This window comes from Streptomyces sp. NBC_00459 (genome assembly GCF_036013955.1).
In the GTDB taxonomy this organism is placed as follows: domain Bacteria; phylum Actinomycetota; class Actinomycetes; order Streptomycetales; family Streptomycetaceae; genus Streptomyces.
In genome coordinates this window covers 3,248,592-3,270,217 of sequence record NZ_CP107903.1, presented here as the reverse complement: position 1 = coordinate 3,270,217, position 21,626 = coordinate 3,248,592, and the positions used below count along the sequence as shown (strand labels likewise).

20 protein-coding genes are annotated in these 21,626 nt (G+C 70.5%); 13 read left to right on the top strand and 7 right to left on the bottom strand.

Annotation, left to right across the window (positions count from 1 at the left end; all coding sequences use genetic code 11):
* Nucleotides 1–348: 348 nt before the first annotated feature.
* The 3 genes from OHN74_RS14185 (at nucleotide 349) to OHN74_RS14175 (ending at nucleotide 3,067) form a co-directional block, all read left to right on the top strand.
* Nucleotides 349–564, top strand: a complete 216-nt coding sequence (locus OHN74_RS14185; RefSeq protein WP_327700469.1) for a hypothetical protein — start codon at nucleotides 349–351, stop codon at nucleotides 562–564.
* A complete protein-coding gene (malQ, locus tag OHN74_RS14180) occupies nucleotides 565–2,694 on the top strand; it encodes a 4-alpha-glucanotransferase (RefSeq protein ID WP_327694931.1) in 2,130 nt (709 codons plus the stop codon).
* Nucleotides 2,695–2,803: 109 nt separating this feature from the next.
* The gene (locus OHN74_RS14175) at nucleotides 2,804–3,067 is read left to right on the top strand and encodes a hypothetical protein (protein WP_327694930.1); all 264 of its coding nucleotides are present in this window, start codon (nucleotides 2,804–2,806) and stop codon (nucleotides 3,065–3,067) included.
* 89 nt (nucleotides 3,068–3,156) lie between these two features.
* Here OHN74_RS14175 and OHN74_RS14170 read toward each other — a convergent pair whose 3' ends face one another.
* Nucleotides 3,157–3,681: a MarR family winged helix-turn-helix transcriptional regulator gene (locus OHN74_RS14170; RefSeq protein ID WP_327694929.1), complete on the bottom strand. Its 525-nt coding sequence runs from the start codon at nucleotides 3,679–3,681 to the stop codon at nucleotides 3,157–3,159.
* A 104-nt stretch (nucleotides 3,682–3,785) separates the two neighbouring features.
* Between OHN74_RS14170 and OHN74_RS14165 the strand changes: the two genes are divergently transcribed.
* On the top strand, nucleotides 3,786–4,724 hold the full coding sequence (locus OHN74_RS14165; RefSeq protein WP_327694928.1) for an EamA family transporter: 939 nt from the start codon (nucleotides 3,786–3,788) through the stop codon (nucleotides 4,722–4,724).
* A gap of 19 nt (nucleotides 4,725–4,743) precedes the next feature.
* Here the strand turns inward: OHN74_RS14165 and OHN74_RS14160 are convergent, their stop codons facing one another.
* Nucleotides 4,744–5,520, bottom strand: a complete 777-nt coding sequence (locus tag OHN74_RS14160) for a peptidoglycan recognition protein family protein (protein ID WP_327694927.1) — start codon at nucleotides 5,518–5,520, stop codon at nucleotides 4,744–4,746.
* 104 nt (nucleotides 5,521–5,624) lie between these two features.
* Between OHN74_RS14160 and OHN74_RS14155 the strand changes: the two genes are divergently transcribed.
* Nucleotides 5,625–6,518, top strand: coding sequence for an IS982 family transposase (locus OHN74_RS14155; protein WP_327694926.1), 894 nt, complete (start codon nucleotides 5,625–5,627; stop codon nucleotides 6,516–6,518).
* A 19-nt stretch (nucleotides 6,519–6,537) separates the two neighbouring features.
* Here the strand turns inward: OHN74_RS14155 and OHN74_RS14150 are convergent, their stop codons facing one another.
* Entirely contained in the window at nucleotides 6,538–6,921 is a 384-nt protein-coding gene (locus tag OHN74_RS14150) for a peptidoglycan-binding domain-containing protein (RefSeq protein ID WP_327694925.1), read from the bottom strand.
* A 75-nt stretch (nucleotides 6,922–6,996) separates the two neighbouring features.
* Nucleotides 6,997–7,446, bottom strand: a complete 450-nt coding sequence (locus OHN74_RS14145) for a peptidoglycan-binding domain-containing protein (protein ID WP_327694924.1) — start codon at nucleotides 7,444–7,446, stop codon at nucleotides 6,997–6,999.
* A gap of 145 nt (nucleotides 7,447–7,591) precedes the next feature.
* Here OHN74_RS14145 and OHN74_RS14140 point away from each other — a divergent pair, with 145 nt between their 5' ends.
* Nucleotides 7,592–8,599: an ArsR/SmtB family transcription factor gene (locus OHN74_RS14140; protein WP_327694923.1), complete on the top strand. Its 1,008-nt coding sequence runs from the start codon at nucleotides 7,592–7,594 to the stop codon at nucleotides 8,597–8,599.
* A gap of 168 nt (nucleotides 8,600–8,767) precedes the next feature.
* On the opposite strand, the gene pepN is transcribed toward OHN74_RS14140, so the two are convergent.
* A complete protein-coding gene (gene pepN, locus OHN74_RS14135) occupies nucleotides 8,768–11,350 on the bottom strand; it encodes an aminopeptidase N (RefSeq protein WP_327694922.1) in 2,583 nt (860 codons plus the stop codon).
* A gap of 111 nt (nucleotides 11,351–11,461) precedes the next feature.
* Between pepN and OHN74_RS14130 the strand changes: the two genes are divergently transcribed.
* The 3 genes from OHN74_RS14130 (at nucleotide 11,462) to OHN74_RS14120 (ending at nucleotide 12,608) form a co-directional block, all read left to right on the top strand.
* On the top strand, nucleotides 11,462–11,974 hold the full coding sequence (locus OHN74_RS14130; protein ID WP_327694921.1) for a DUF1203 domain-containing protein: 513 nt from the start codon (nucleotides 11,462–11,464) through the stop codon (nucleotides 11,972–11,974).
* Between the two features lie 69 nt (nucleotides 11,975–12,043).
* Nucleotides 12,044–12,274 carry a ribbon-helix-helix domain-containing protein gene (locus tag OHN74_RS14125; RefSeq protein WP_053741841.1) on the top strand — a complete coding sequence of 77 codons (231 nt, stop codon included), beginning with the start codon at nucleotides 12,044–12,046 and terminating at the stop codon, nucleotides 12,272–12,274.
* Nucleotides 12,261–12,608, top strand: a complete 348-nt coding sequence (locus OHN74_RS14120; RefSeq protein WP_327694920.1) for a type II toxin-antitoxin system PemK/MazF family toxin — start codon at nucleotides 12,261–12,263, stop codon at nucleotides 12,606–12,608. Before OHN74_RS14125 ends, OHN74_RS14120 begins: the two co-directional genes overlap by 14 nt.
* A gap of 92 nt (nucleotides 12,609–12,700) precedes the next feature.
* Here OHN74_RS14120 and OHN74_RS14115 read toward each other — a convergent pair whose 3' ends face one another.
* Nucleotides 12,701–13,720: an aspartate-semialdehyde dehydrogenase gene (locus OHN74_RS14115; protein WP_327694919.1), complete on the bottom strand. Its 1,020-nt coding sequence runs from the start codon at nucleotides 13,718–13,720 to the stop codon at nucleotides 12,701–12,703.
* 405 nt (nucleotides 13,721–14,125) lie between these two features.
* Here OHN74_RS14115 and OHN74_RS14110 point away from each other — a divergent pair, with 405 nt between their 5' ends.
* Together OHN74_RS14110 and OHN74_RS14105 are read left to right on the top strand one after the other, a co-directional pair.
* Entirely contained in the window at nucleotides 14,126–14,656 is a 531-nt protein-coding gene (locus tag OHN74_RS14110) for a sigma-70 family RNA polymerase sigma factor (RefSeq protein ID WP_327694918.1), read from the top strand.
* A 1-nt stretch (nucleotide 14,657) separates the two neighbouring features.
* Nucleotides 14,658–15,479: a hypothetical protein gene (locus OHN74_RS14105; RefSeq protein WP_327694917.1), complete on the top strand. Its 822-nt coding sequence runs from the start codon at nucleotides 14,658–14,660 to the stop codon at nucleotides 15,477–15,479.
* A gap of 74 nt (nucleotides 15,480–15,553) precedes the next feature.
* Here OHN74_RS14105 and OHN74_RS14100 read toward each other — a convergent pair whose 3' ends face one another.
* Nucleotides 15,554–18,862 carry a S8 family serine peptidase gene (locus OHN74_RS14100; protein WP_327694916.1) on the bottom strand — a complete coding sequence of 1,103 codons (3,309 nt, stop codon included), beginning with the start codon at nucleotides 18,860–18,862 and terminating at the stop codon, nucleotides 15,554–15,556.
* 286 nt (nucleotides 18,863–19,148) lie between these two features.
* Here OHN74_RS14100 and OHN74_RS14095 point away from each other — a divergent pair, with 286 nt between their 5' ends.
* Both OHN74_RS14095 and OHN74_RS14090 read left to right on the top strand, forming a co-directional pair.
* Nucleotides 19,149–19,607 (top strand): NUDIX hydrolase, encoded by a 459-nt coding sequence (locus tag OHN74_RS14095; protein WP_327694915.1) that lies wholly within the window; start codon nucleotides 19,149–19,151, stop codon nucleotides 19,605–19,607.
* 231 nt (nucleotides 19,608–19,838) lie between these two features.
* A complete protein-coding gene (locus tag OHN74_RS14090; RefSeq protein WP_327694914.1) occupies nucleotides 19,839–21,602 on the top strand; it encodes a TIGR03767 family metallophosphoesterase in 1,764 nt (587 codons plus the stop codon).
* Nucleotides 21,603–21,626: the final 24 nt, after the last annotated feature.

The following is a 21,626-nucleotide window of genomic DNA, read 5'->3' as shown; positions in this document are numbered from 1 at the left end:
CCCGTCACTCGACCCGCCCCGCGTCACCCGACGATGTGTCAGACGACCATCGACCCCACCATCCGAGCGGTGAGGGTGTCAACGAGAGTGGCCGATGTGCCGGATTTGCCCCAGCCTGGAGATGTCGTGTGTGTGGAGGGAAGAGTGAGCGGAGAGGGGCGGAAGGGGCACGGGAAGTGGCGGAAAGGCGGCGGACGCCGACAGGAGAGCGACGGAAGAATCGCGGAATGTGACCGGCGACGCCGTGGTTCGTCCTTTCCTACACGTCTGCGGTCGCGTCCACTGGGTAGGGCTGCGGAAGAAACCCGCCAACCGCCGTCAGCCGTCGTACGCGACAAGGAGGCCTCCGTGGCCGTACCGGCCCACATCTTCAGCGCCGAGAGTGCCGCCGCCGAGGCGCCGCTCACCAGCGAGCCGCCGCTGCCCGCCGCCGAGCCCCTCACCAGCGAGCCCCCGCTCGCCGACGCCGAGGCCATGACGAGCGAGCACGCCGACGCCGAAGCGGATCCCACAGGGCTGTACGAGGGCCCGGTCCCCGCGCTGCCGGACCTCGCGGGGCTGTAGATGTCCGTACACGGCCCGGCCGAACCCGCCGGGGGCCACGAGAACGGGGAGAACCGGGCCGAGGAACGGCTCGCGCTCACCCGCCTCGCCGAGCTGCACGGCGTCGCCTCCTCCTTCAGCCCGTCCCCGGACCACGTGGTCGCCGCCTCCGACTCCGCGCTCGTCGCCGTACTGGCCGCGCTCGGCGTCGACGCGGTCACTCCGGAGGCCGTCCGGGCCGCCCTCGCCGCCCGGGAACGGGAACTGGCGGCGCGGCTGCTGCCACCCACGGTGGTGTGCGGCGCCGACGGCACGGCCGACGCGCTGGCCGGACTGCCCGAGGGCACCCGCCTGCGCATCAGTACCGAACAGGGCGAGATCTGCGACTCGGTCGACCGGCTCCCGCCCGGCATCCACGAGTTGGACGCCGTCGCGCCCGACGGCCGCACCGCCCGCGCCCACCTCGTCGTCGCCCCGGCCCGGCTGCCCACGCCCGCCGGACGCTCCTACGGCCTCCTCGTCCAGCTCTACTCCCTCCTCTCCCGGCGCTCCTGGGGCATGGGCGACCTGGGCGACCTCGGTGAGCTGAGCGCCTGGGCCGGGCGGGCGCTCGGAGCAGGATTCGTGCAGGTCAACCCGTTGCACGCGGCCGTACCCGGAGCGCCGACCGATCCGTCCCCCTACCGGCCGTCCTCCCGGCGCTTCCCCGATCCCGTCCATCTGCGGATCGAGGACATCCCCGAGTTCGCGTACATCGAGGAGGCCGAGGACCGTGAGCGGGTGCGCGGGCTGCTGGAGCGGGCCGGGCGGCTGCGGGAGTCGGTGCTGGACAAGGGCGAGCTGATCGACCGGGACGCCGTGTGGGAACTCAAGCGCGAGGCGCTGGAGCTGGTGTGCGCCGTACCGCTCGGGCCCGGGCGGCAGGCCGCGTACTGCGACTTCCTCGCGCGGGCCGGCGAACCGCTGGAGGACCACGCCACCTGGTGCGCGCTGGCCGAGACGCACGGCTCGGACTGGTCGCGCTGGCCGGACGGCCTCCAGGACCCCCGGTCGGCCGAGACCGCCCGCGCCCGGGGCGAGTTGATGGACCGCGTCGACTTCCACTCCCGTCTCGCCTGGCTCACCGACACCCAGCTCACCGACGCCCAGCGGACGGCACGCGACGCGGGCATGTCGGTCGGGATCGTGCACGACCTCGCCGTCGGGGTGCATCCCGGCGGCGCCGACGCCTGGGCGCAGCAGGAGTACTTCGCGGCCGGCATGTCGGTCGGCGCGCCCCCGGACGCGTTCAACGCGCGCGGCCAGGACTGGGGACTGCCGCCCTGGAGACCGGACCGCCTGGCCGAGTCCGGCTACGCCCCCTACCGACAGCTGCTGAGATCCCTCTTCGGCTACGCGGGCGCCCTGCGCATCGACCACGTCATGGGCCTCTTCCGGCTCTGGTGGGTGCCCCAGGGGCTGGCGCCGACGGAGGGGGCGTACGTCCGGTACGACGCCGAGGCGATGCTCGCCGTCCTCGCGCTGGAGGCCTCGCGGGCCGGGGCTGTCGTGATCGGCGAGGATCTGGGGACCGTGGAACCCGGGGTGCGGGAGACGCTGCACGAACGCGGGGTGCTCGGCACGTCCGTCCTGTGGTTCGAACGGGACTGGAACGGCGACGGGCGTCCCCTGCCCCCCGACCACTGGCGCGCCGACTGCCTCGCCACCGTCACCACCCACGACCTGCCGCCCACCGCCGCCCGTCTCGCCGGTGACCACGTCGAACTCCGCGACCGGCTGGGTCTGTTGACCAACCCCCTGGCACAGGAACGGGCCGATGCCGCCGCCGACACGAACGAGTGGCTGACGCTGCTCGCCCGCCTGGGCCTGCTGAGGGGCGGCAGCGGTGGTCTCTCGGGGGTCGAGGAGGAGGCCGAGATCCAGGCCGTCCACCGCTATCTCCTCCGCACCCCGGCCCGCATGATCGGCGTCTGGCTCCCGGACGGCGTCGGCGACCGCCGCCCGCAGAACCTGCCGGGTACGTGGAACCAGTACCCGAACTGGCGCCTGCCCGTCGCCGACGCGGAGGGCAGGCCGATGACGCTGGAGGAACTGGCGGGATCGTCGCGGCTGTGGGCGCTGATGGAGGTGCTGCGGGAGGGCGCCACCTGAGTCGTCCTCCCGGTGCCGGCGGGCGCTCCCGGCCCTTCGCGGGGCGCCCGCACCCCTCATACGGCACCCCGGGCGCGCGGCCCCGCCGGGCGTTCGCTACTTTTGCACCGTGGACAAGACGAACGCCCTGCGCGCCGGTGCCCTGGTCGCCGGTACGACGCTGATGATGCTGCTCATGACGTCTCCCGCGCTCGCGCTCACCCGCGACGACGGTGACGACCCCGGCCATGGCCTGAGCGTCATCGAGACGCTGGGCCTCTACGTTGTCGCCCCGATCGGCCTGTTCGCGGTCATCGCGGGCCTGGTGATGGTCCTGGACAAGTCCTCCGACCGCGCCCCGAAGGCCGCCAAGCCCGCCAAGGCGAAGGCCTGATCCCTCCTTCTGATCCGTTCGAGGGCGCCGTTCTCGCTCCATGACCCATGGGCCGAGAACGGCGCCCTCGGCGTGTTCCCGGCCGGTTCCTACGACTGTCCCGGGCCCTCCGTAGCCGCCAGCAGCTCCCGCAGCAGGTCGGCCAGTTGGCCCGCCCTCTCGGTGTCGAGGGCGGCCAGGGCCTCCGCCTGTGCGGCGACGCCGGCGCCGACCGCCTCGTCGACGCGGCTCAGCCCCTCCTCGGTGAGGGTGACCTGGAGGCCGCGCCGGTCGTGCGGGTCGGGGGAGCGGCGCAGCAGCCCGGCCCGCTCCAGCTTGTCCAGGCGGCCGGTCATCCCACCGGTGGTGAGCATCAGCGTCGACGACAGCTGACGCGGCGAGAGCGTGTACGGCTCACCGGCCCGGCGCAGGGTCGCCAGCACGTCGAACTCGCCGCGCGCGATCCCGAACCGCGCGTACGCCTTCTCCGTCCGGTCGCCCATGGCGCGCGCGAGCCGGTAGATACGGCCGAAGACCTCCATCGCGTTGGTGTCCAGATCGGGGCGCACCACCGCCCACTGGTCGATGATCGCGTCGACGGGGTCCCTGCGTCGCTGCGGCGGCTGTGCACTCATGCGCCGAGTATCGGTCTCCTGACGGTCACTCGCAAGAAAGTAGCTTGACGGCAAGTTGCTTAGCGCTAAGCTAATTAGCGCTGACCTACTTGAAGGGTGCGCCCATGCCCGCGAACCGCTCCGCCCACCTCCCCGTCATACTTCTCACCGCCCTCGCCCCCATCTCCTGGGGCACCACCTACGCGGTCACCACGGAGTTCCTCCCGCCCGACCGGCCCCTCTTCACCGGCCTGCTGCGCGCCCTGCCCGCCGGTCTCGTCCTCCTCGCGCTGACCCGGGTGCTGCCGCGCGGCGCCTGGTGGTGGAAGGCGACGGTGCTGGGCGCGCTCAACATCGGCGCCTTCTTTCCGCTGCTGTTCCTGTCCGCCTACCGGCTGCCGGGCGGGATGGCGGCCGTGGTCGGGTCGGTCGGGCCCCTGTTCGTCGCCGGGCTCGCGACGGTGCTCCTGGGCGAGCGTCCGACCGTACGCACCCTGCTCACCGGAGTCGCGGCGGCGCTCGGCGTGAGTCTGGTCGTACTGAAGGCGGCGGGGGCGCTGGACGCCGTGGGTGTGCTGGCCGCGCTCGCCTCCACCGCGTCGATGTCGACGGGCACCGTCCTGACGAAGCGCTGGGGCCGCCCGGACGGTGTGGGCCCGCTCGCCCTGACCGGCTGGCAGCTGACCGCCGGCGGCCTGCTCATCATGCCGCTCGCCGTGCTGGTCGAGGGTGCCCCGCCCGCGCTGGACGGCCGGGCCGCCGCCGGGTATCTCTACCTCGCGCTGGCGAACACGGCGGTGGCGTACTGGCTCTGGTTCCGCGGCATCGGCCGTCTCACCGCGACCCAGGTCACCTTCCTCGGCCCGCTGTCCCCGCTGACCGCCGCGTTCGTCGGCTGGGCGGCCCTCGGGCAGGCCCTGACGCCGCTCCAACTGGCGGGCATGGGGCTGGCGTTCGGGGCGACCGTGGCGGGGCAGCTGGGCGCGCGCAGGGCCGCTCCGGTGAAGGGGTCCGGTTCCGGGGCGGGGAAGGCCCGGGTTCCTGCCCTGGCCTCGCGCCGCTGAACGGGCGATCGGGCGGCCATCAGGCGAGCAGGGCGGCGACCTCGTCACGGATCGACGGCATGGCGGTGTACAGGGTGCCTGGGCAGTCGGTGGCCGCCCAGTGGCGGTGGCCGCCGATGACCGGCGCGGGCCGGCTGACCCCGCTGACGGGATTGACGTAGACCACCTTGCCCAAGGGAGCGAGCGCGTGCCGTTCGGCGAGGTCGGCCAGGAGCCGGACCAGGGCGGTGCGCGCGGCGGTCGACGCGGGAGTGGTGGTCAGCGTCCCCAGCAGGGCTATGCCGATGTTGCCCGAGTTGTAGCCCTTGACGTGCGCCCCGGTGACCATCCGCCCGGAGGCGTCGTGCGCGGGTGTGCCGTCGGTGCCGGACCAGCGGCCCTCGTACACCAGACCGGCCTTGTCGATCAGGTAGTTGTAGCCCATGTCGCCGTATTCGGCGGCGTCGGTGCGGTAGATGGCGCGGACCACGGCAGCCGGATCCGGGTCTGTGCTGCCGTCGGCGGTGTGGTGGACGGTGAGCGTCTGGACCGGGTGGTACTCGGACGGCCAGCGCTCCGTGCCGCCGGTGAAGCGCAGTGTCTCGTCGGCACCCCAGTCCGCACGGGACAGCAGCGTGTACGCGGCGGTGGCGGTGGCAGCGGTGGCAGCGGTGTCGGCAGGTGCGGCCGAGGCGGGGCGGGGCACCGCGCTCAACGCGGCACCGACGCCGAGGGCGGTCAGGAACGCCCGTCGGGGCAACGGCGGAACCGACCGCGCCGTGCCGCGGGAGCCGGGGAGTTCCGGGAGTCTCGTCATGGGGCTCTTCCTCTCGGGCTGGTCGGCGACCCCGGCCCTAGACGAGTCATTCCGAATGCTGACGGTGTGTCCGGGAACGCAGACAGGGCGTCCAAGATCGTTGTGTGACGAACAACCTGGACGCCCTGCTGACCGCACTGTACGTGAAGATCGACGACGAGATCGGGGGTACCCGGTGGCTGGGCCGGCCGCCGCGGCTGACGGATTCCGAGCTTGTCTGCCTCGCTGTCGCGCAGGCGTTGCTGGGCTTCACCTCGGAGTCGCGGTGGCTGCGGTTCGTGGACTCCCGCCTGGGCGGGATGTTCCCGTACGTGCCCAGGCAGCCGGGCTGGAACAAGCGGCTGCGGGCTGCGTTGCCGTTGGTCAAGAAGGCGATACGGCTGCTGGCCGTCGATACGGACTTCTGGTTCGACAACCACTGGATCGTCGACTCGACGCCGGTGGAGTGCGGTCGCTCGCGTCCGACGGTGAAGCGGTCGGACATGGCCGGCTGGGCCGGATACGGGTACTGCGCCAGTCACAGCCGGTTCTTCTGGGGCCTGCGCCTGTTCCTGGTGTGCACCCCGACCGGGATGCCGATCCTGTGGGCTCTGGCGACCCCGAAGTTGGATGAGCGCGAGGTACTGACCGCGATGCTCGACCGCGAACCCGAGACGGTCACGAACCGGCCGGGGCTGCTGGTGATCTCCGACAAGGGTTTCGCTTCCAGGGAGTTCGAGGCCGATCTGGCCCTGAGGGGCGCTGAGTTGCTGCGGCCGTCGTTCAAGCGCGAGAAGAAACGCAAGGGCGAGTCCCTGCTGAAGTCGGTGCGGCAGTTGATCGAGTCGGTCAACGACACCCTCAAGGGCCAGCTCGACCTGGAACAGCACGGCGGCCGGACCTTCGAAGGCGTCGCCGTCCGCGTCGCCCAGCGCGTCCTCGCGATGGCTGCTGCGATCTGGCACAACCACAAGACCGGCCAGCCGGTCCTACGATCCCTCATCGCCTACGACCACTGATCACATCGGAATGACTCGTCTAGAGGGCCGAGATGGCGCAGGCGTCCTTCGGGGCGTACAGGCGGGACCAGGTGCTGGGGCCCACGACGCCGTCCGCACCGCCCGTGGTCTCGTTGCAGGTCTGCACCCAGTGGACGCCGTCCAGCGTCCTCGGGCCGTAACCCCCGTCTTCCTCAAGCCAGTTGGGGTACCCGCTGTAGTAGTTGATCAGGCACTGCACCTGACGAACCGCGTTCCCCGTGTTGCCCGGGTCGACCGTGGGCCGGGCGGCGTCGTCGATGTGGTCGCAGTTGGTCTCGGCTACGGCGGCGTTCGCCGTCGGGGCGCCGACGAGAAGTGCTCCTCCCACGGCCAGTACGGCGGTGCCGTGGACGAGGACCGAGCGGTGGACGCGTGTGCGCATGCTGTCTCCCCAGAAAGCCCGGCCGGCCGGGCGGCGTGCCCCGTCCGGCCGGGACACGCCGCTCGGCCGGAATGCTCAGCGTGAGTCGGCGAACGCCGCGAACGCGGTACGGGTGCCCGAGCCGGGGTCCCCGTCGATGGCCCCCGTGTAGCCGTAGTTCCGCAGCAGGCGCTGCAGAGCCTTGACCGTGTTGGGGCCGGGGTCCCCGTCGATCGAGTCGGTGTAGCCCCAGTACTCCTTGAGGCAGCGCTGGAAGGCCTTCCAGCTGTTCGTGCCGAGCTGCCCGTCGATCGAGTCGGTGTAGCCCCAGTACGTCGCCAGCCAGCCCTGGACCCTCTTGGCCCGCGCGCTGCTGAGGCCGAAGTTCTGTGTCGCGAGGATGCCGACGGACTCGGCACTCGCAGCGGGCGCGGTGGCCGGCGCGGCCGTCGCGAATCCGACACCCGTACCGAGCAGGCTTCCGCCGGCAATCGCGGCGACGGTGGCGGCACTGATGAAAGACCTGGTCAAAATGTTCGGTCGCATTCGTTCCTCCTCGGGGTCGTTGGTCGCACGGATCTGTTTTCGGACGATCCGTGAACGGCTTCCGATATGACCTTGTCAGCCTCCTCACGGCATCGACATACTTTTTCGCCTGAGCGTAAAAGCCGTGGTCAGTGAGGGGACTTCAATGCTCCGAATCCACTTCACGGATGCCGATCTAGCGCGCGTTCAGGTGGCGAACAGACCGGATCCGCTCTGGGAGATCTCCTTCAGCCTGCGCCGTTTCCAGAGCCGCAAGGGCCTGTGGGCGTATGCCGATTGGCATCGGAGCGCACGCGAGGCGCTGCACGCAAAGGGCCTCGCGCCCGTCGTCCGCAACGTGTTGCGCCCCCTTTATCCGGGGGGCACCTATTTTCCGGATTTCCTCACGCCCGGTGAAGCGTCCGAAGGTCTGGACGCGGGGCTGGAGGCGATCCTCGACATTCCCCGACAGCGCGTACTACGAGAACTGAACATCCTGGACCGGGTGAACGGCGCTCCCGCCTGGACCCGGCAATTACCCGACGCGGGACCCCGCAAGGAATTCGTCCGAACGGTCCGGAACTATTACGACGTCGCCATCCGTCCGCACGGAGATCACATTCAGGCGCACATCGACGCCGACCGCTCCGCCCGGGCCCGGGACCTGCTGGACGGCGGTACGGACAGGCTTCTGGCCAGCCTCGGGCCGTACATGCGCTGGCGGCGTCCCACGCTCGAGGTCGACTACTGCGAGGACCGTGATCTGCACCTGCAGGGGCGCGGTCTGAGGCTCGTCCCCTCGTACTTCTGCTGGGGCGGCCCGGTGTCGCTGGCCGACTCCGGTCTCCCGCCCGTCCTCGCCTACCCGCTGCGCCTGCCGGCCTCCCGCACCGACGAGACCGATGCCCACAAGCCCCGGGCTCCGCTGCCCGCGCTCCTGGGCGCCACCCGCGCCGTCATGCTCCGGGCGACGGCGGCCGGCGCCACGACCGGCGAACTCGCCCGTGCCGCAGGTGTCTCCGCGGCGTCGGCGACCCGCCACACCACCGTGCTGCGCGACGCCGGCCTCCTCGTCAGCCACCGCCACGGCCCGGTCGTCCTGCACACCCTGACGCCCATGGGCGCCGCCCTGCTGCGCGCCTCCGGGCAGAATCCCCGAACGGCCCCGGTCTGACGCCGGGCGGGATACGAGCGCGAGTACGGGCCCAGGTACAGGTACAGGTGCGAGCGCGGGTCCGGGTACGGGCACGAAGAGTCGGGGGCGCCCCGCCGTCCTGGACCACCGGGTCCGTGGACGGCCGGGCGCCCCCGACCTCCTGCTCCCTGCAACCGCCTGCTGCTCCTACTCGGCAGCCGCGTCCGCAGCCTGCGCCTTCAGCGCACGCTCGACACCGGAACGGGACTCCGAGACGAGTCGCCGCAGGGCGGCGTTCGGCTCGGCGGCGGTCAGCCAGGCGTCCGTCTTCGCCAGGGTCTCCTGGGACACCTGGAGGGCCGGGTAGAGGCCGATGGCGATCTGCTGGGCGATCTCGTGCGAGCGCGAGTCCCAGGCCTCCTTGACCACCGCGAAGTACTTGTCGGTGTAGGGCTCCAGCAGCTCGCGCTGGTCGGTCTGGACGAAGCCCCCGATCACGGCCTCCTGGACGGCGTTCGGCAGCTTGTCGGACTCGATGACCGACGCCCAGGCCTCCGCCTTGGCCTCCGGGGTCGGACGGGCGGCCCGGGCGGTCGCGGCGTGCCGCTCACCGGCAGCGGTCTTGTCCCGCTCGTACTCGCCCGCGATCTCGTCCTCGTCGAAGCGCCCGACGGCCGCCAGCCGCTGGACGAACGACCAGCGCAGCTCGGTGTCGACGGCCAGCCCCTCGACGGTCTGCGTGCCTTCCAGCAGGGCGCCCAGCAGGTCCAGCTGCTCCGGCGTACGGGCGGTGGCCGCGAACGCGCGGGCCCAGGCCAGCTGATGGTCGGAGCCCGCCTCGGCCGTCCGGAGATGGGCCAGCGTGGCGTCCGTCCAGCGGGTCAGCAGGGCCTCGCGGGTGGCCGGGTCGCCGTACAGGTCGATCGCCAGCTTCACCTGCCGCTGGAGCGACTGCACGACGCCGATGTCCGACTCCTTGCCGATGCCCGACAGGACGAGGGAGAGGTAGTCGCGGGTCGCCAGTTCGGCGTCACGGGTCATGTCCCAGGCGGAGGCCCAGCACAGCGCGCGCGGGAGGGAGGCCTCGAAGTCGCCCAGGTGCTCGGTGACGAAGGCGAGGGACGCGTCGTCGAGGCGGACCTTCGAGTACGACAGGTCGTCGTCGTTGAGCAGGATCACGGCCGGACGGCGCCTGCCGACCAGCTGAGGTACGGCCGTCAGCTCGCCGTCGACGTCCAGCTCGATACGCCCGGTCTCGTCGTCACGCAGCAGCTTGCCGCTCTCGTCGTCGAGGTCGTACAGGCCGACGGCGATGCGGTGCGGCCGGAGCGTGGGCTCACCCTTGGCACCGGCGGGCAGCGCGGGAGCCTCCTGCCGGATGGCGAAGGAGGTGATGACCCCGTCCGCGTCCGTCTCGATCTCGGGACGCAGGATGTTGATACCGGCCGTCTCCAGCCACGACTTCGACCACGCCTTCAGGTCACGCCCGGAGGTCTCCTCCAGGGCGCCCAGCAGGTCGCTGAGCCGCGTGTTGCCGTACGCGTGCTGCTTGAAGTAGGCCTGCACGCCCGCGAAGAACGCGTCCATGCCGACGTACGCGACGAGCTGCTTCAGTACGGAGGCGCCCTTGGCGTACGTGATGCCGTCGAAGTTGACGAGGACGTCGTCGAGGTCGCGGATCTCGGCCATGATCGGGTGCGTGGACGGCAGCTGGTCCTGGCGGTACGCCCACGTCTTCATGGAGTTGGCGAAGGTGGTCCAGGAGTGCGGCCAGCGCGAGCCGGGGGCGTACGCCTGGCAGGCGATGGAGGTGTAGGTGGCGAACGACTCGTTCAGCCACAGGTCGTTCCACCACTCCATGGTGACGAGGTCGCCGAACCACATGTGCGCGAGCTCGTGCAGGATCGTCTCGGCGCGCGTCTCGTACGCGGCGTCGGTCACCTTGGACCGGAACACGTACTGGTCGCGGATGGTGACCGCGCCCGCGTTCTCCATGGCACCGGCGTTGAACTCGGGGACGAACAACTGGTCGTACTTCTTGAACGGGTACGCGTAGTCGAACTTCTCCTGGAACCACTCGAAGCCCTGCCGGGTCACCGCGAAGATGGCGTCGGAGTCGAGGAACTCGGCGAGCGAGGGCCGGCAGTAGATGCCGAGCGGAACGGTCTGCCCGTCCGCCTCGTACACACTGTGGACCGAGTGGTACGGCCCGACGATCAGCGCGGTGATGTACGTGGAGATACGGGGCGTCGGCTCGAAGCGCCAGACGTCGTCCTTGGGTTCGGGCGTCGGCGAGTTGGAGATGACGGTCCAGCCGGACGGCGCGGTCACCGTGAACTGGAAGGTCGCCTTGAGGTCCGGCTGCTCGAACGACGCGAACACGCGGCGGGCGTCCGGCACCTCGAACTGGGTGTAGAGGTAGGCCTGCTGGTCGACGGGGTCGACGAACCGGTGCAGGCCCTCACCGGTGTTGGTGTAGGCGGCGTCGGCGACGACACGCAGCACGTTGCGCCCCGCGAGCAGCCCCGGCAGCGCGATCCGGGAATCCTTGAAGACCTCGTCGGGGTCGAGAGCGTCCCCGTTGAGGGTGACCTCGTGTACGGCCGGGGCCACCAGGTCGATGAAGGACTCCGCGCCGGTTTCGGCGGAGTCGAAGCGCACCGTGGTCACGGACCTGTAGGTGCCGCCCTCCTGTGCGCCGGAGAGATCCAACTCGATCTCGTACGAGTCAACGGTGAGCAGCTTCGCCCGCGCTTGCGCCTCTTCGCGGGTCAGGTTTGTGCCAGGCACGCGGTCATCTCCTCGTATGTGTGGGTTGCGCCATCCTTCCATGGGATCCGCGGCCGACGCGATGTCCGGAACCCGCCGGTGGGCGGGGTGGACAGGCGCGAACGTGGAGCCATGACGACGCACACGACAACACGCGCGAAAGCACGCATCACGTACGCCGTACGCCCCATTGGTCCTCTGATCCTCAAGAGGCTGCGTTCTGCTGACGATGCGGGACGCGAGTTGGTTCCCGAGACCGACACCGAGGGCGGCTCGCCGCTCCGCTGCTGTCTGCGCCACAGCACCCCGGGGGAGCGCGTCGCCCTCGTCTCCTACGCCCCGCTGCGGCGGTGGGCGGCGGAGACGGGGGCCGACCCCGGGGCGTACGACGAGCAGGGGCCGGTCTTCATCCACGCGGAGGCCGGGGCATGCCCCGGGCCGGCGGTGGGGGAGGGGTATCCGTTCGCGGGGACCCGGCGGGTGCTGCGGCGGTACGACCGGGAGGGGCGGATCGTCGGGGGGCGGCTGGTGGAGGTGGTGGACGAGGAGGCCTTCGGGGAGGCGTTCGCTGATCCGGGGGTGGCTGTCGTGCATGTGCGGGCGGTGGAGTACGGGTGCTTTCTCTATGAGGTGGGGAGGGGCTGAGGTGGGGATGAAGGGGCGAACGGTAGTACTAATAGTGCCTATATTTTCCTACTCTGTTACCGTGGAGGTATGAAGATCAGTGTGAGCCTGCCTCAGGAGGACGTTTCCTTCGTCGACGAGTACGCGCAGAGAACAGAGGCGGCGTCGCGATCCGCGGTGATACACGACGCCATCGAACTCCTGCGCGCCGCTCGGCTGGAGGAGGAGTACGCGGAGGCCTTCGCCGAATGGGACGGCAGTGAGGACGCGGCGTTCTGGGATCAGTTCTCGGCGGACGGGCTCACCGATGAAGCGCGGTGACATCTACCTGGTCGACTATGAGCCGGCACGCGGCAGCGAGGCCAACAAGGCGCGTCCGGCCGTTGTCGTCTCGAACGACGCGGCCAATGCCGCGGTGGCCCGGACGAAGCAGGGCGTGGTGACGCTCGTGCCGCTGACGTCGAACACCTCGCGGGTGTACCCCTTCCAGGTGCTGCTGCCCGCGGCGGAGTGTGGCCTGCCCAAGGACTCCAAGGTCCAGTGCGAGCAGGTACGGGCCCTCGCGCCGGAGAGGCTGTTGCGCGCGATCGGCTCCGTACCCCGGCAGCGGATGGCCGAGATCGACGTGGCGCTGCGGCGGCACCTGGCACTCTGAGTCCCTACGCGAAGGGGGTGCCCACCGGTAGCCGGTGGGCACCCCCTGAGTCGTACTCGCGGTAGTGTCGCCATTCCTACCGCGCGGGGCGGCTACTTACCGCTCAGCTCCACCGCCACCAGCTCCGCGATCTGCACCGCGTTCAGTGCGGCGCCCTTCCGCAGGTTGTCGTTGGAGACGAAGAACGCGAGTCCGTTCTCCGACGTCTCGTCCACGCGGATCCGGCCCACGAACGACGCGTCCTGCCCGGCCGCCTGAAGCGGGGTCGGGATGTCCGACAGCACGACACCGGGCGCCCCCGCCAACAGCTCCGTCGCCCGCTCCACCGACAGCGGCCGCGTGAACCGTGCGTTCACCTGGAGCGAGTGCCCCGAGAACACCGGCACGCGGACACACGTACCGGACACCTTCAGCCCCGGGATCTCCAGGATCTTCCGGGACTCGTTGCGCAGCTTCTGCTCCTCGTCCGTCTCGAACGAACCGTCGTCCACCACATTGCCCGCCAGCGGCAGCACGTTGAACGCGATCGGCCGCTTGTACACCTGCGGCTCGGGGAAGTCGACCGCCGAACCGTCGTGCGTCAGCTTGTCGGCGTCGGCGACCACCTTCTGCGCCTGCCCGTGCAGCTCCGCCACACCCGCCACACCCGAACCGGACACCGCCTGGTAGGTCGCGACGACCAGCGCTTCGAGGCCCGCCTCCGTGTGCAGCGGCCTCAGGACCGGCATCGCGGCCATCGTGGTGCAGTTCGGGTTGGCGATGATGCCCTTGGGGCGGTCGACGATGGCGTGCGGGTTCACCTCGGAGACGACCAGGGGTACGTCCGGGTCCCGGCGCCACGCCGAGGAGTTGTCGATCACGACGGCACCCTGCGAGGCGACCTTCTCGGCCAGCGCCTTCGAGGTCGTGCCGCCCGCCGAGAACAGCACGATGTCGAGGCCGGTGTAGTCGGCCGTCGTCGCGTCCTCCACCGTCACACCGTCGAGGACCGACCCTGCCGACCGCGCCGACGCGAACAGCCGCAGCTCGCTGACCGGGAACTCGCGCTCGACGAGGATCCTGCGCATGACCGTGCCGACCTGACCGGTGGCTCCGACGATTCCGACCCTCACGACGACTCCCTTGTTTCGCTGTCCCACGACCACTGCGGCTACTGCGGCTGCTGCCACATCTGCGTCCGGTGGCTCGTACGTATACGCGCGTACTACCCGGCCGAGACATTTCCATCATGCGTCCCACCCCGGGCACCATGTCCAATCCTTTGCCTGGCCGGCCCGAGGAATGGGACGGAACAGGGTCGGCGCGCGGTTGCGATTGTCCGGCCGCACCCATCCTGAGCTGGAGAAACCCGCCCGACAGGGACCGTCGGGCGCAAGCTGTGCGGGCCCGGGCCGACCGGGGCCGGGCGGGGCCGGAGTCTCGCTTCGATAACGGTGTGACGTACCTCTCCGCCGCGGCCGAACGTTCTGGGCGCCCTCGGCGTCGTAGAAGAAACGCGGCGAGGGGGAGGGGTGCTTGTGCTGCGCAGAAAGGCCCGGCGCGTCCAGGAGGACGAACACGGCGACCCGCTGGACCCGGCGCAGGAGCGCAGGGTCAGGGCGGTGCTCGCGCTCGGCGGCGTGCCGCAGGCGGACCTGCTGGACGGGGTACAGCAGGTCCGCCTGCGGCTGCTGGAACGCACCGCGAACGGACACGAGGCACCGCGTGACGTGTCGGCGTGGGCGGCGGTCGTCGCCTCCAACCTCGCCATGGACTGGCACCGGGCCAAGCGCCGCCAGGAACGGCTGGGGGAACGGCTGGCCTCCCTGCGCCAGCCGGTGGCCCACCCTTCCGGCGAGGAGACGAGCCTGCTCTCCCTCGCCGTGGCCCGAGGGCTCGACGACCTGCCCGACCCCCAGCGCCAGGTGCTGGTCCTTCGCTTCTACGCCGACCTGCCGGTACGCGGGATCGCCGAGGAACTGGGCATCCCGGAGGGCACGGTCAAGAGCAGGTTGCACACGGCGGTACGGGCATTGCGCACCCGCCTGCACGAGGACGAGGTGGTGTGACATGGCCGCCGAATACGACGGCGTGGACGCGTTGATGGCCGCACTGACGGACGATCCGCTGCCCGAAGAGGCACTCACGGACGCCGACTTCATGGCCGAGCACTGGTCGGCGGCGGCCGATGTGGCGCTGCTGCGCGAGCAGTTGGGGCTCATCGGCGGCGCACTGGCGTCGCAGGTACGCACGGAGACGGAATCGGGGGCGGAATCGGGGGCGGTACGAAGGCCCGCACGCGAGTCGGCGCCGAAGCCGGTCCGCGTCCCGGTGCGGGAACGGCCGTACTGGCGTCCGCTGCGCACCCTCGCCCTCGGTGTCGCCGCCGTGACCGCCGCGGGGACCCTGGTCACGGGGGCGGGGTGGCTCCTCTCGCAGGCCGGGAAGGGGACCGACGACGCGGCGACGACCTCGTCGGCCGACTCCGGCGCCGTGCCTTCCTACTCGCTCGACCCGGACAGCGGGAGCGGCGCGGGTGCCAAGGACGGTGCCGACGCGGGTGCGCTGAGCCCCGCCGGATACCTCTCCTGCGCCCGTCTGGTCGTCGAGGGCACGGTCATCGCCGTCGACCCCGGACCGGGCGCCGACCAGGACCGGATCACCCTGCGTGTGGCCCGCTACTACAAGCCGGACAAGGGCCCGGCCGAGGTGACGTTCGTGATGGACCAGGAGGTCGACCCCCGGCTGACCGTGGGCGACCACACCCTGATCGGCATTCCGACGGGCGCCGCGTCCCCCGACACCTGGACCACCGACGAGAAGGAGATCGCCGCCCAACGGGACTGGATCACGGCGGCGTTGCCGAAATCACGCACCCTGCCGTGCGACTGAACCGCGAGTGAACCGAAAAGGGGCGGGCGCCCGGTACCAGGTACCGGACGCCCGCCCTTCGGTCGTGCCTACCGCTACGGCGTGACCTTCTCGATCTTCACGTTGCCGATACCGGCGACCGTGCCGTGCGCGTTCACCAGGGACACCTGGCCGAAGAACTCACGGCCCGCAGGTGCGGGCGCCGAGGCGACGATGTTGCCGGAGACGGTCGTCGAGGCGCCCGTGCCGAGCTTCACCGGGGAGTCGGCGACCTGGATGGAGCCCAGGGCGGCCGAGTAGAAGACGTCCTGGTAGTCGTAGGCCGTCGAGCCGGCCGGGACCGCGTAGCCGATGACCTCGACGGTGTACGTGCCGGCGGCGGGCGAGGCGATGGAGACCGCCTCCTCCGAGTCGCCGTCGGCGGAGGTGCCGACCGCGGTACCGGCCGCGTTGTACACGACCAGGTCGAGGTCGGCGGCCGTGTCGGAGACGTTGCCGATGGCGACGTCCAGGGACGCGGCGCCCGCGGGCACCTCGACCGTGGTCGTCTGGGTCTCACCTTCGGCGATGGTCGGACGGGCGTTCAGCGAAGAGCCGAGCGGACCGCCGGCCAGCTTGCCGTCGACCGCGGCGAGGTTGTTCGTCACCTTCCAGGAGGCGGCGATCGGCGTACCGACCTTGGCCTCGGGAACGGTCACGACGTCCGGGTCGAAGGTCGCGCCCAGGACGGTGGCGTCCAGCTTGTACGGGTTGTCGAGCAGCGGCGACGTACGGCGCGACTCGACCTCGACCTCCCAGACACCGGCCTGCGGGTTCGGGTACGAACGCACGTCGGGCGCGCAGCCGTTGGTGTTCGGGTAGTTGCTGTAGCAGTACGGCGTGCCCGTGTCCTCGACCGCGACACCGTACGGGTGGATCGAGATGAACCGGGTCTGGCTGGTGGCCGCCAGTCCGCTGATCGCGACCTCAAGGGTCTTGGCGCCCTCGGGAACGGTCAGGAAGTAGGACTTGGTGCTGTTGCGCTGGACCGAGCCCGACGCGGAGAACGTGTACTTGACCGGCTTCGAGATCACGACCGTGGTCATGATCTGCTTGTCGACGACCTCGGTCTGCGGGTCGTCGACCTCAAGGATCGCGCTCTTGATGCCGGCCGTCTTCGAGTTCGCGACGACCTTGACGGTGACCGGCTTGTTCAGCGCCAGGCTGACGTCTTCCTTGCCGGCGATCCTGAAGGTGCCACCGGTGTTGTTCCTGAAGCGCAGGTCGTGCCGGATCGCCTTGGCGGGACCGGACGTACGCGTCACGGTGACGTCGTACGTCTTGCTGACGCCGAGCTTGAGGCCGCCTTCGCGGTCGTAGAGGCCGGTGCCGAAACCGGGGGTCTTCAGAGCCTGGTCGAGCGCGGTGTCGACCGGGGCCTTGACGGTGTAGTCGAGGGCGGTGGCACCGGCCGTGATGGCCTTCCACGCGTCCACGATGTTGATGAGGCCGGCGCCTTCCTCGTACGCCTGCGTACCTTCGATGTGGTCGGCGTGCGTGGCCAGGGCCGTGCGGAGGTTGGCCGGGGAGAGGGCGATGCCCTTCTGCTTGGCGGCGGACAGCAGCAGCGCGGAGGCGCCGGCGGCCTGCGGGGACGCCATCGAGGTGCCCTGGAGCATCGAGTAGCCGGCCGGCAGGGTGTAGCCCGCCTGGGCGACCGGGGAGCCGGGCAGCCAGGTCTGCGTGGTGTTGATCGAGGCGCCGGGCGCGGTGATCGTCGGCGCGAAGCCGCCGTCCTCACGCGGGCCGCGCGAGGAGAACGGCAGCATCGCGTACTTCCTCGACACGATCGAGCCGTAGTTGGACGCCCAGGTCTCCTTGGAGATGGACGCGCCGACCGAGATGACCTTGTCGGCCAGACCGGGGTCACCGATCGTGTTGGCACCGGGGCCGGAGTTGCCGGCCGAGATCACGAGCTGGACGCCGTACGTGTCGATCAGACGCGTGTACAGCTCGGCGCGCGCGTTGTTGCCGTCGTTCAGGGCCGGGAGGCCACCGATCGACATGTTGACGATGTCGACGCCACGGTTGACGACGAGGTCGATCATGCCCTCGGTCAGCGCGACGTTGGTGCAGCCCGGGCCGAAGACGCAGGCGCGGGACGACACGAGCTTGGCGCCGGGCGCGGCACCGTTCATCTTGCCGCCGAACAGGCTGTTCGCCGCGGTGATACCGGCGACGTGGGTGCCGTGCTCGGACGAGATCATGCCGATGTTCGCGTAGTCGGCCTTCGCGCCGGCCGCGTTGTAGACGACGTCCTTGCGGATCTCGACGACGAACGGGATGCGCTCGACGACGTCGGTCGCCGGGTTGTCCGTCCCGAAGTAGCCGACCTGGTAGCCGTCCTTGTAGGCCTTCATCGGCGTGTCGTCGGTGAAGTCGTGGTTGTCGTTCACGTCGACGGTGACCGTGCCGGCGGCGGCGTTGTACAGCACGCCCCAGACGTCGGTCTTGTCGCCGTCGCGGTTGACGTCACCGAGCTGGTCGCCGCCGGCGGTGACGGCCTCGGAGAAGTAGCTGAACTTGGCTTCGCCGACCGGCGCCGTGAAGTTCTCGGTGCCCTGGCTGGCCGTGGTGATGGAGAAGGCCGGGCCGGAGACCACCCTCGTCTGCCGCAGCCAGCTGCCGTCGCCGTCGGAGACCGGGTCGGTGGCCGTCACCCAGTCGACGATCTTGCGCTCGCCGGTGGTGGTCTTCTGCAGCGCGGGGTGCGCCAGGTCGATACCGGAGTCGAGGATGCCGATGGTGATGCCCCGGCCGTCCGCCTTCGGGTTCTTCTTCACGAAGTCGACGGCGCCCGTCTCGAAGGACGGGTTGTACGGGTTCACGGCGGGCGTGTTCTTGTCGGGCGCCGTGTAGGTCTTGGTGGCACGCGCCTGGGGGGCGGAGGCGGTGTCGGCACTCGGCGTCGGGTCGTCCAGCGGGATGTCCTGACGCAGGTCGATCCCGTGGACGGAGGAGAGCTTGGCGGCGGCGGCGATGGCCGCGTCGGCCTTGGCGGTCGGGACGGAGGCGCGGACGTAGCCGACCTTGTCGAAGGTCCGGCCGACGAGGCCGCCCTGGACCGCGTCCAGCTGCGCGGCGACCTGCTCGGTCTTGCCGGGCGCGGTCGCGATCATCATCGTGACGGTCTTGTCGCCGTCGGCCTTGGCCTCGGAGAGGAGTTCGGCGTCGTCGGAACCGAGCTTGTCGTGTGCCGACTTGACGGCGCCGTCGGCCGGGGCCGCGTCCGTCGCCGAGTCCGCGGAGAAGGCCATGGGTATGGGCCCTGCCGCGGAGAGCGCGGCCACCAGTCCGGCGGCGACGGCTATGCGCGCCACACGTCTCGCGCCCGAGATCGGTTCGCGCTGAGGGGTGAGGGTCATCGGCATCCCTTGTAGGTAAAGGAGCGTGCGTTGAGCGGCCGAGTTGATCGACCTTGGCCAAGAGCGTCCGGAATATGACCCCGGACGATCACATAGCTTTACCTAAGGGGCGGATGTTTGGGGATGGTTGACCGAAACTATATGAACGAGTGGGGAAAACCCGCGATGCGCTTTGGCTGGATGGAGTCCGAATCGCGGCGCTTTGTACTCGGCGTTCTACGTCTACCCGTCGTCGTCCGGAGACAATCCACCTGAACATTCCCGACCCGCGCGCTAGCGTCCCCCTATGCGTAAGACGCTGCGGGTCGCCGCGTACGCCGTCGTCGTCCGCGACGGACAGATCCTGCTGGCCCGTAGCCCCGCCGACGGGGGCGGCCACGAGTGGGTGCTGCCGGGCGGCGGCATGGAGCACGGCGAGGATCCGTACGACACGGTCCGCCGCGAGCTCATGGAGGAGACGGGCTACCGCATCGACGTGACGGGCCTGCTGGGCATCGACTCCCGCCGCCGCACCTTCACCCACCGCCGGTGGCGCCCGGTGGACCACCAGGGTGTGGCGTTGGTCTACGAGGGCGTGGTCACCGGCGGCGAACTCCGCCCGGAGACGAACGGCTCCACCGACCTCGCCGCCTGGCACGACCTGGACGCGGTGGCGGGACTGCGGAGGGCGCGGACGGTCATCGTCGGGCTGGAGCTGTGGCGGGAGCGGCCGGTCACGGGGAGGGTCGCGCAGGCGGGCGAGTAGCTCACCTACCCCGTCAGATGAACACGGAGTGACCGACTCCGGGCCGTTCGCCGTGCGGTCGTGAACGGGCGAGGTGGCCCAAGATCGACGTACGGAGATCGGCGTCGCGCGTTGCAGCCTCGTTCACGCGCAGGTCATCCCCGGTGCCAAGCATCCAGAGTGAGCGGGACGTTCGCACTTGCGATCACCCGTGACCACTTCCGACGCGTTCGCACTCGGGGAGACCGCGCCATGTCGCGCACACGCTCTGTCGCAAGCTCCACGCACGGGCTCAATCGACGTACGGTACTCGCCGCGGCCGGGGCGGTGTCCGTCTCGGCGGGCGTCGGCTACGGGATGCGGCCCAGTGACAGCCAGGCCGCCACCGTGACCGAAGCCGCACCCGCCGAGGGCCCGGTGGCCGTGTCCCGCCGGGCGGCGCCGGCCGCCCTCGCCCCGTCCGTCCGGGGCACCACGCTCGACACCGTCTCCGCGCCCCTCGGCGCGGGCGGCTACCGGCGGCTCGGCGACGGCCCGGCCTGGCAGCGGGTCGTACGGAGCGAACTGGCCGAACCCCGCTCCGGCCGTGCCGCCCGCCGGACCACCATGGCGGCCTTCGTCCAGTTCACGGACCTGCACCTGACCGACGTACAGCACCCGCTGCGCCTGGAGTACATGCGCTCGGCCGACCGGCACGCCTGGCGCCCGCACGAGGCGCTGTCGGTGCAGGGCGCGACCTCACTGGTCGAGCGGATCAACGCCCTGCGCGGAGCCCCGGTCACCGGCTCCCCGCTGCACTTCGTGATGACCACCGGCGACAACACGGACAACAACGCGCGCTCCGAGCTGGAGTGGTTCATGAAGGTGATGAGCGGCGGCCGGATGACGCCGAACACCGGGGACCCGCGCCACTACGAAGGCGTCCAGAACAGCGGACTCCCGCTCTACTGGCAGCCGGACTCCGCCACCCGCGACTCCGACAAGCAGCACGGCTTCCCGCACATCGAGGGCTTCCTCGACGCGGCGATCCGGGAGGTGCGCAGCCCCGGCCTGAACCTGCCCTGGTACTCGACGGTCGGCAACCACGACTCCCTGCCCCTCGGCTGCTACGCCTCCCACAGCGACCCCTTCCTCACCGACTTCGCGGTCGGCGGCAAGAAGCTGATGGATCTGCCGACGGCACGCAGCAAGGCCCTCCAGGACCAGATCAGAAGCTCCGACGACCCGAGGGGCATCCGCTTCCGGGAGCTGATCCAGGCCCACGCGCGCGACCTGCGCCCGGTCACCCCGGACGAGAGCAGGGCCCCGTTCACCCGGGCGGACTATCTGAAGGCGCACCTGGACCCGGCGTACGCGGGCGTGGGTCCGGTGGGCCACGGTTACTCGACGGCCAACCTCGACGCCGGCACCCAGTACTACACCTTCCGCATCTCGGACGACGTCGTCGGCATCAGCATCGACACCACCGACCCGGGCGGCCACTACCAGGGCTCGATCGGCGCGGCCCAACTGCGCTGGCTGCACCGGACGTTGCAGGAGCACAAGGACTCGTACGTCGTGGTCTTCAGCCACCACACCAGCGAGTCGATGACCAACACCCACCGCGACCCGGCCCACCCGGACGAAAAGCGCTACGACGGTTCGGACGTCGTGGCCCTCCTCGCCAGCCACCGCAACGTCCTGGCCTGGGTGAACGGACACATCCACCGCAACGTCGTCACCGCGCACGCGGCCCCGGACAACCGCTCGTTCTGGGAGATCTCCACGGCGTCACACATCGACTTCCCCCAACTGGCCCGAGTCATCGAGCTGGTGGACAACAACGACGGCACGATCTCGCTGTTCACGACGATGGTGGAGTCGGCGGCACCGCACCGGACGGACTACGCGGACCTGTCACAGACGGGACTGGCGGCCCTGTACCGGGAGTTGTCCTTCAACGCGCCGGGGGCACGGATGGATCTCTCGGGGGACGCGGGGGACCGGAACGTGGAGCTGGTGCTGAAGAAGGGCTGACCGGGCAGGAGTTCGGCGGCACCG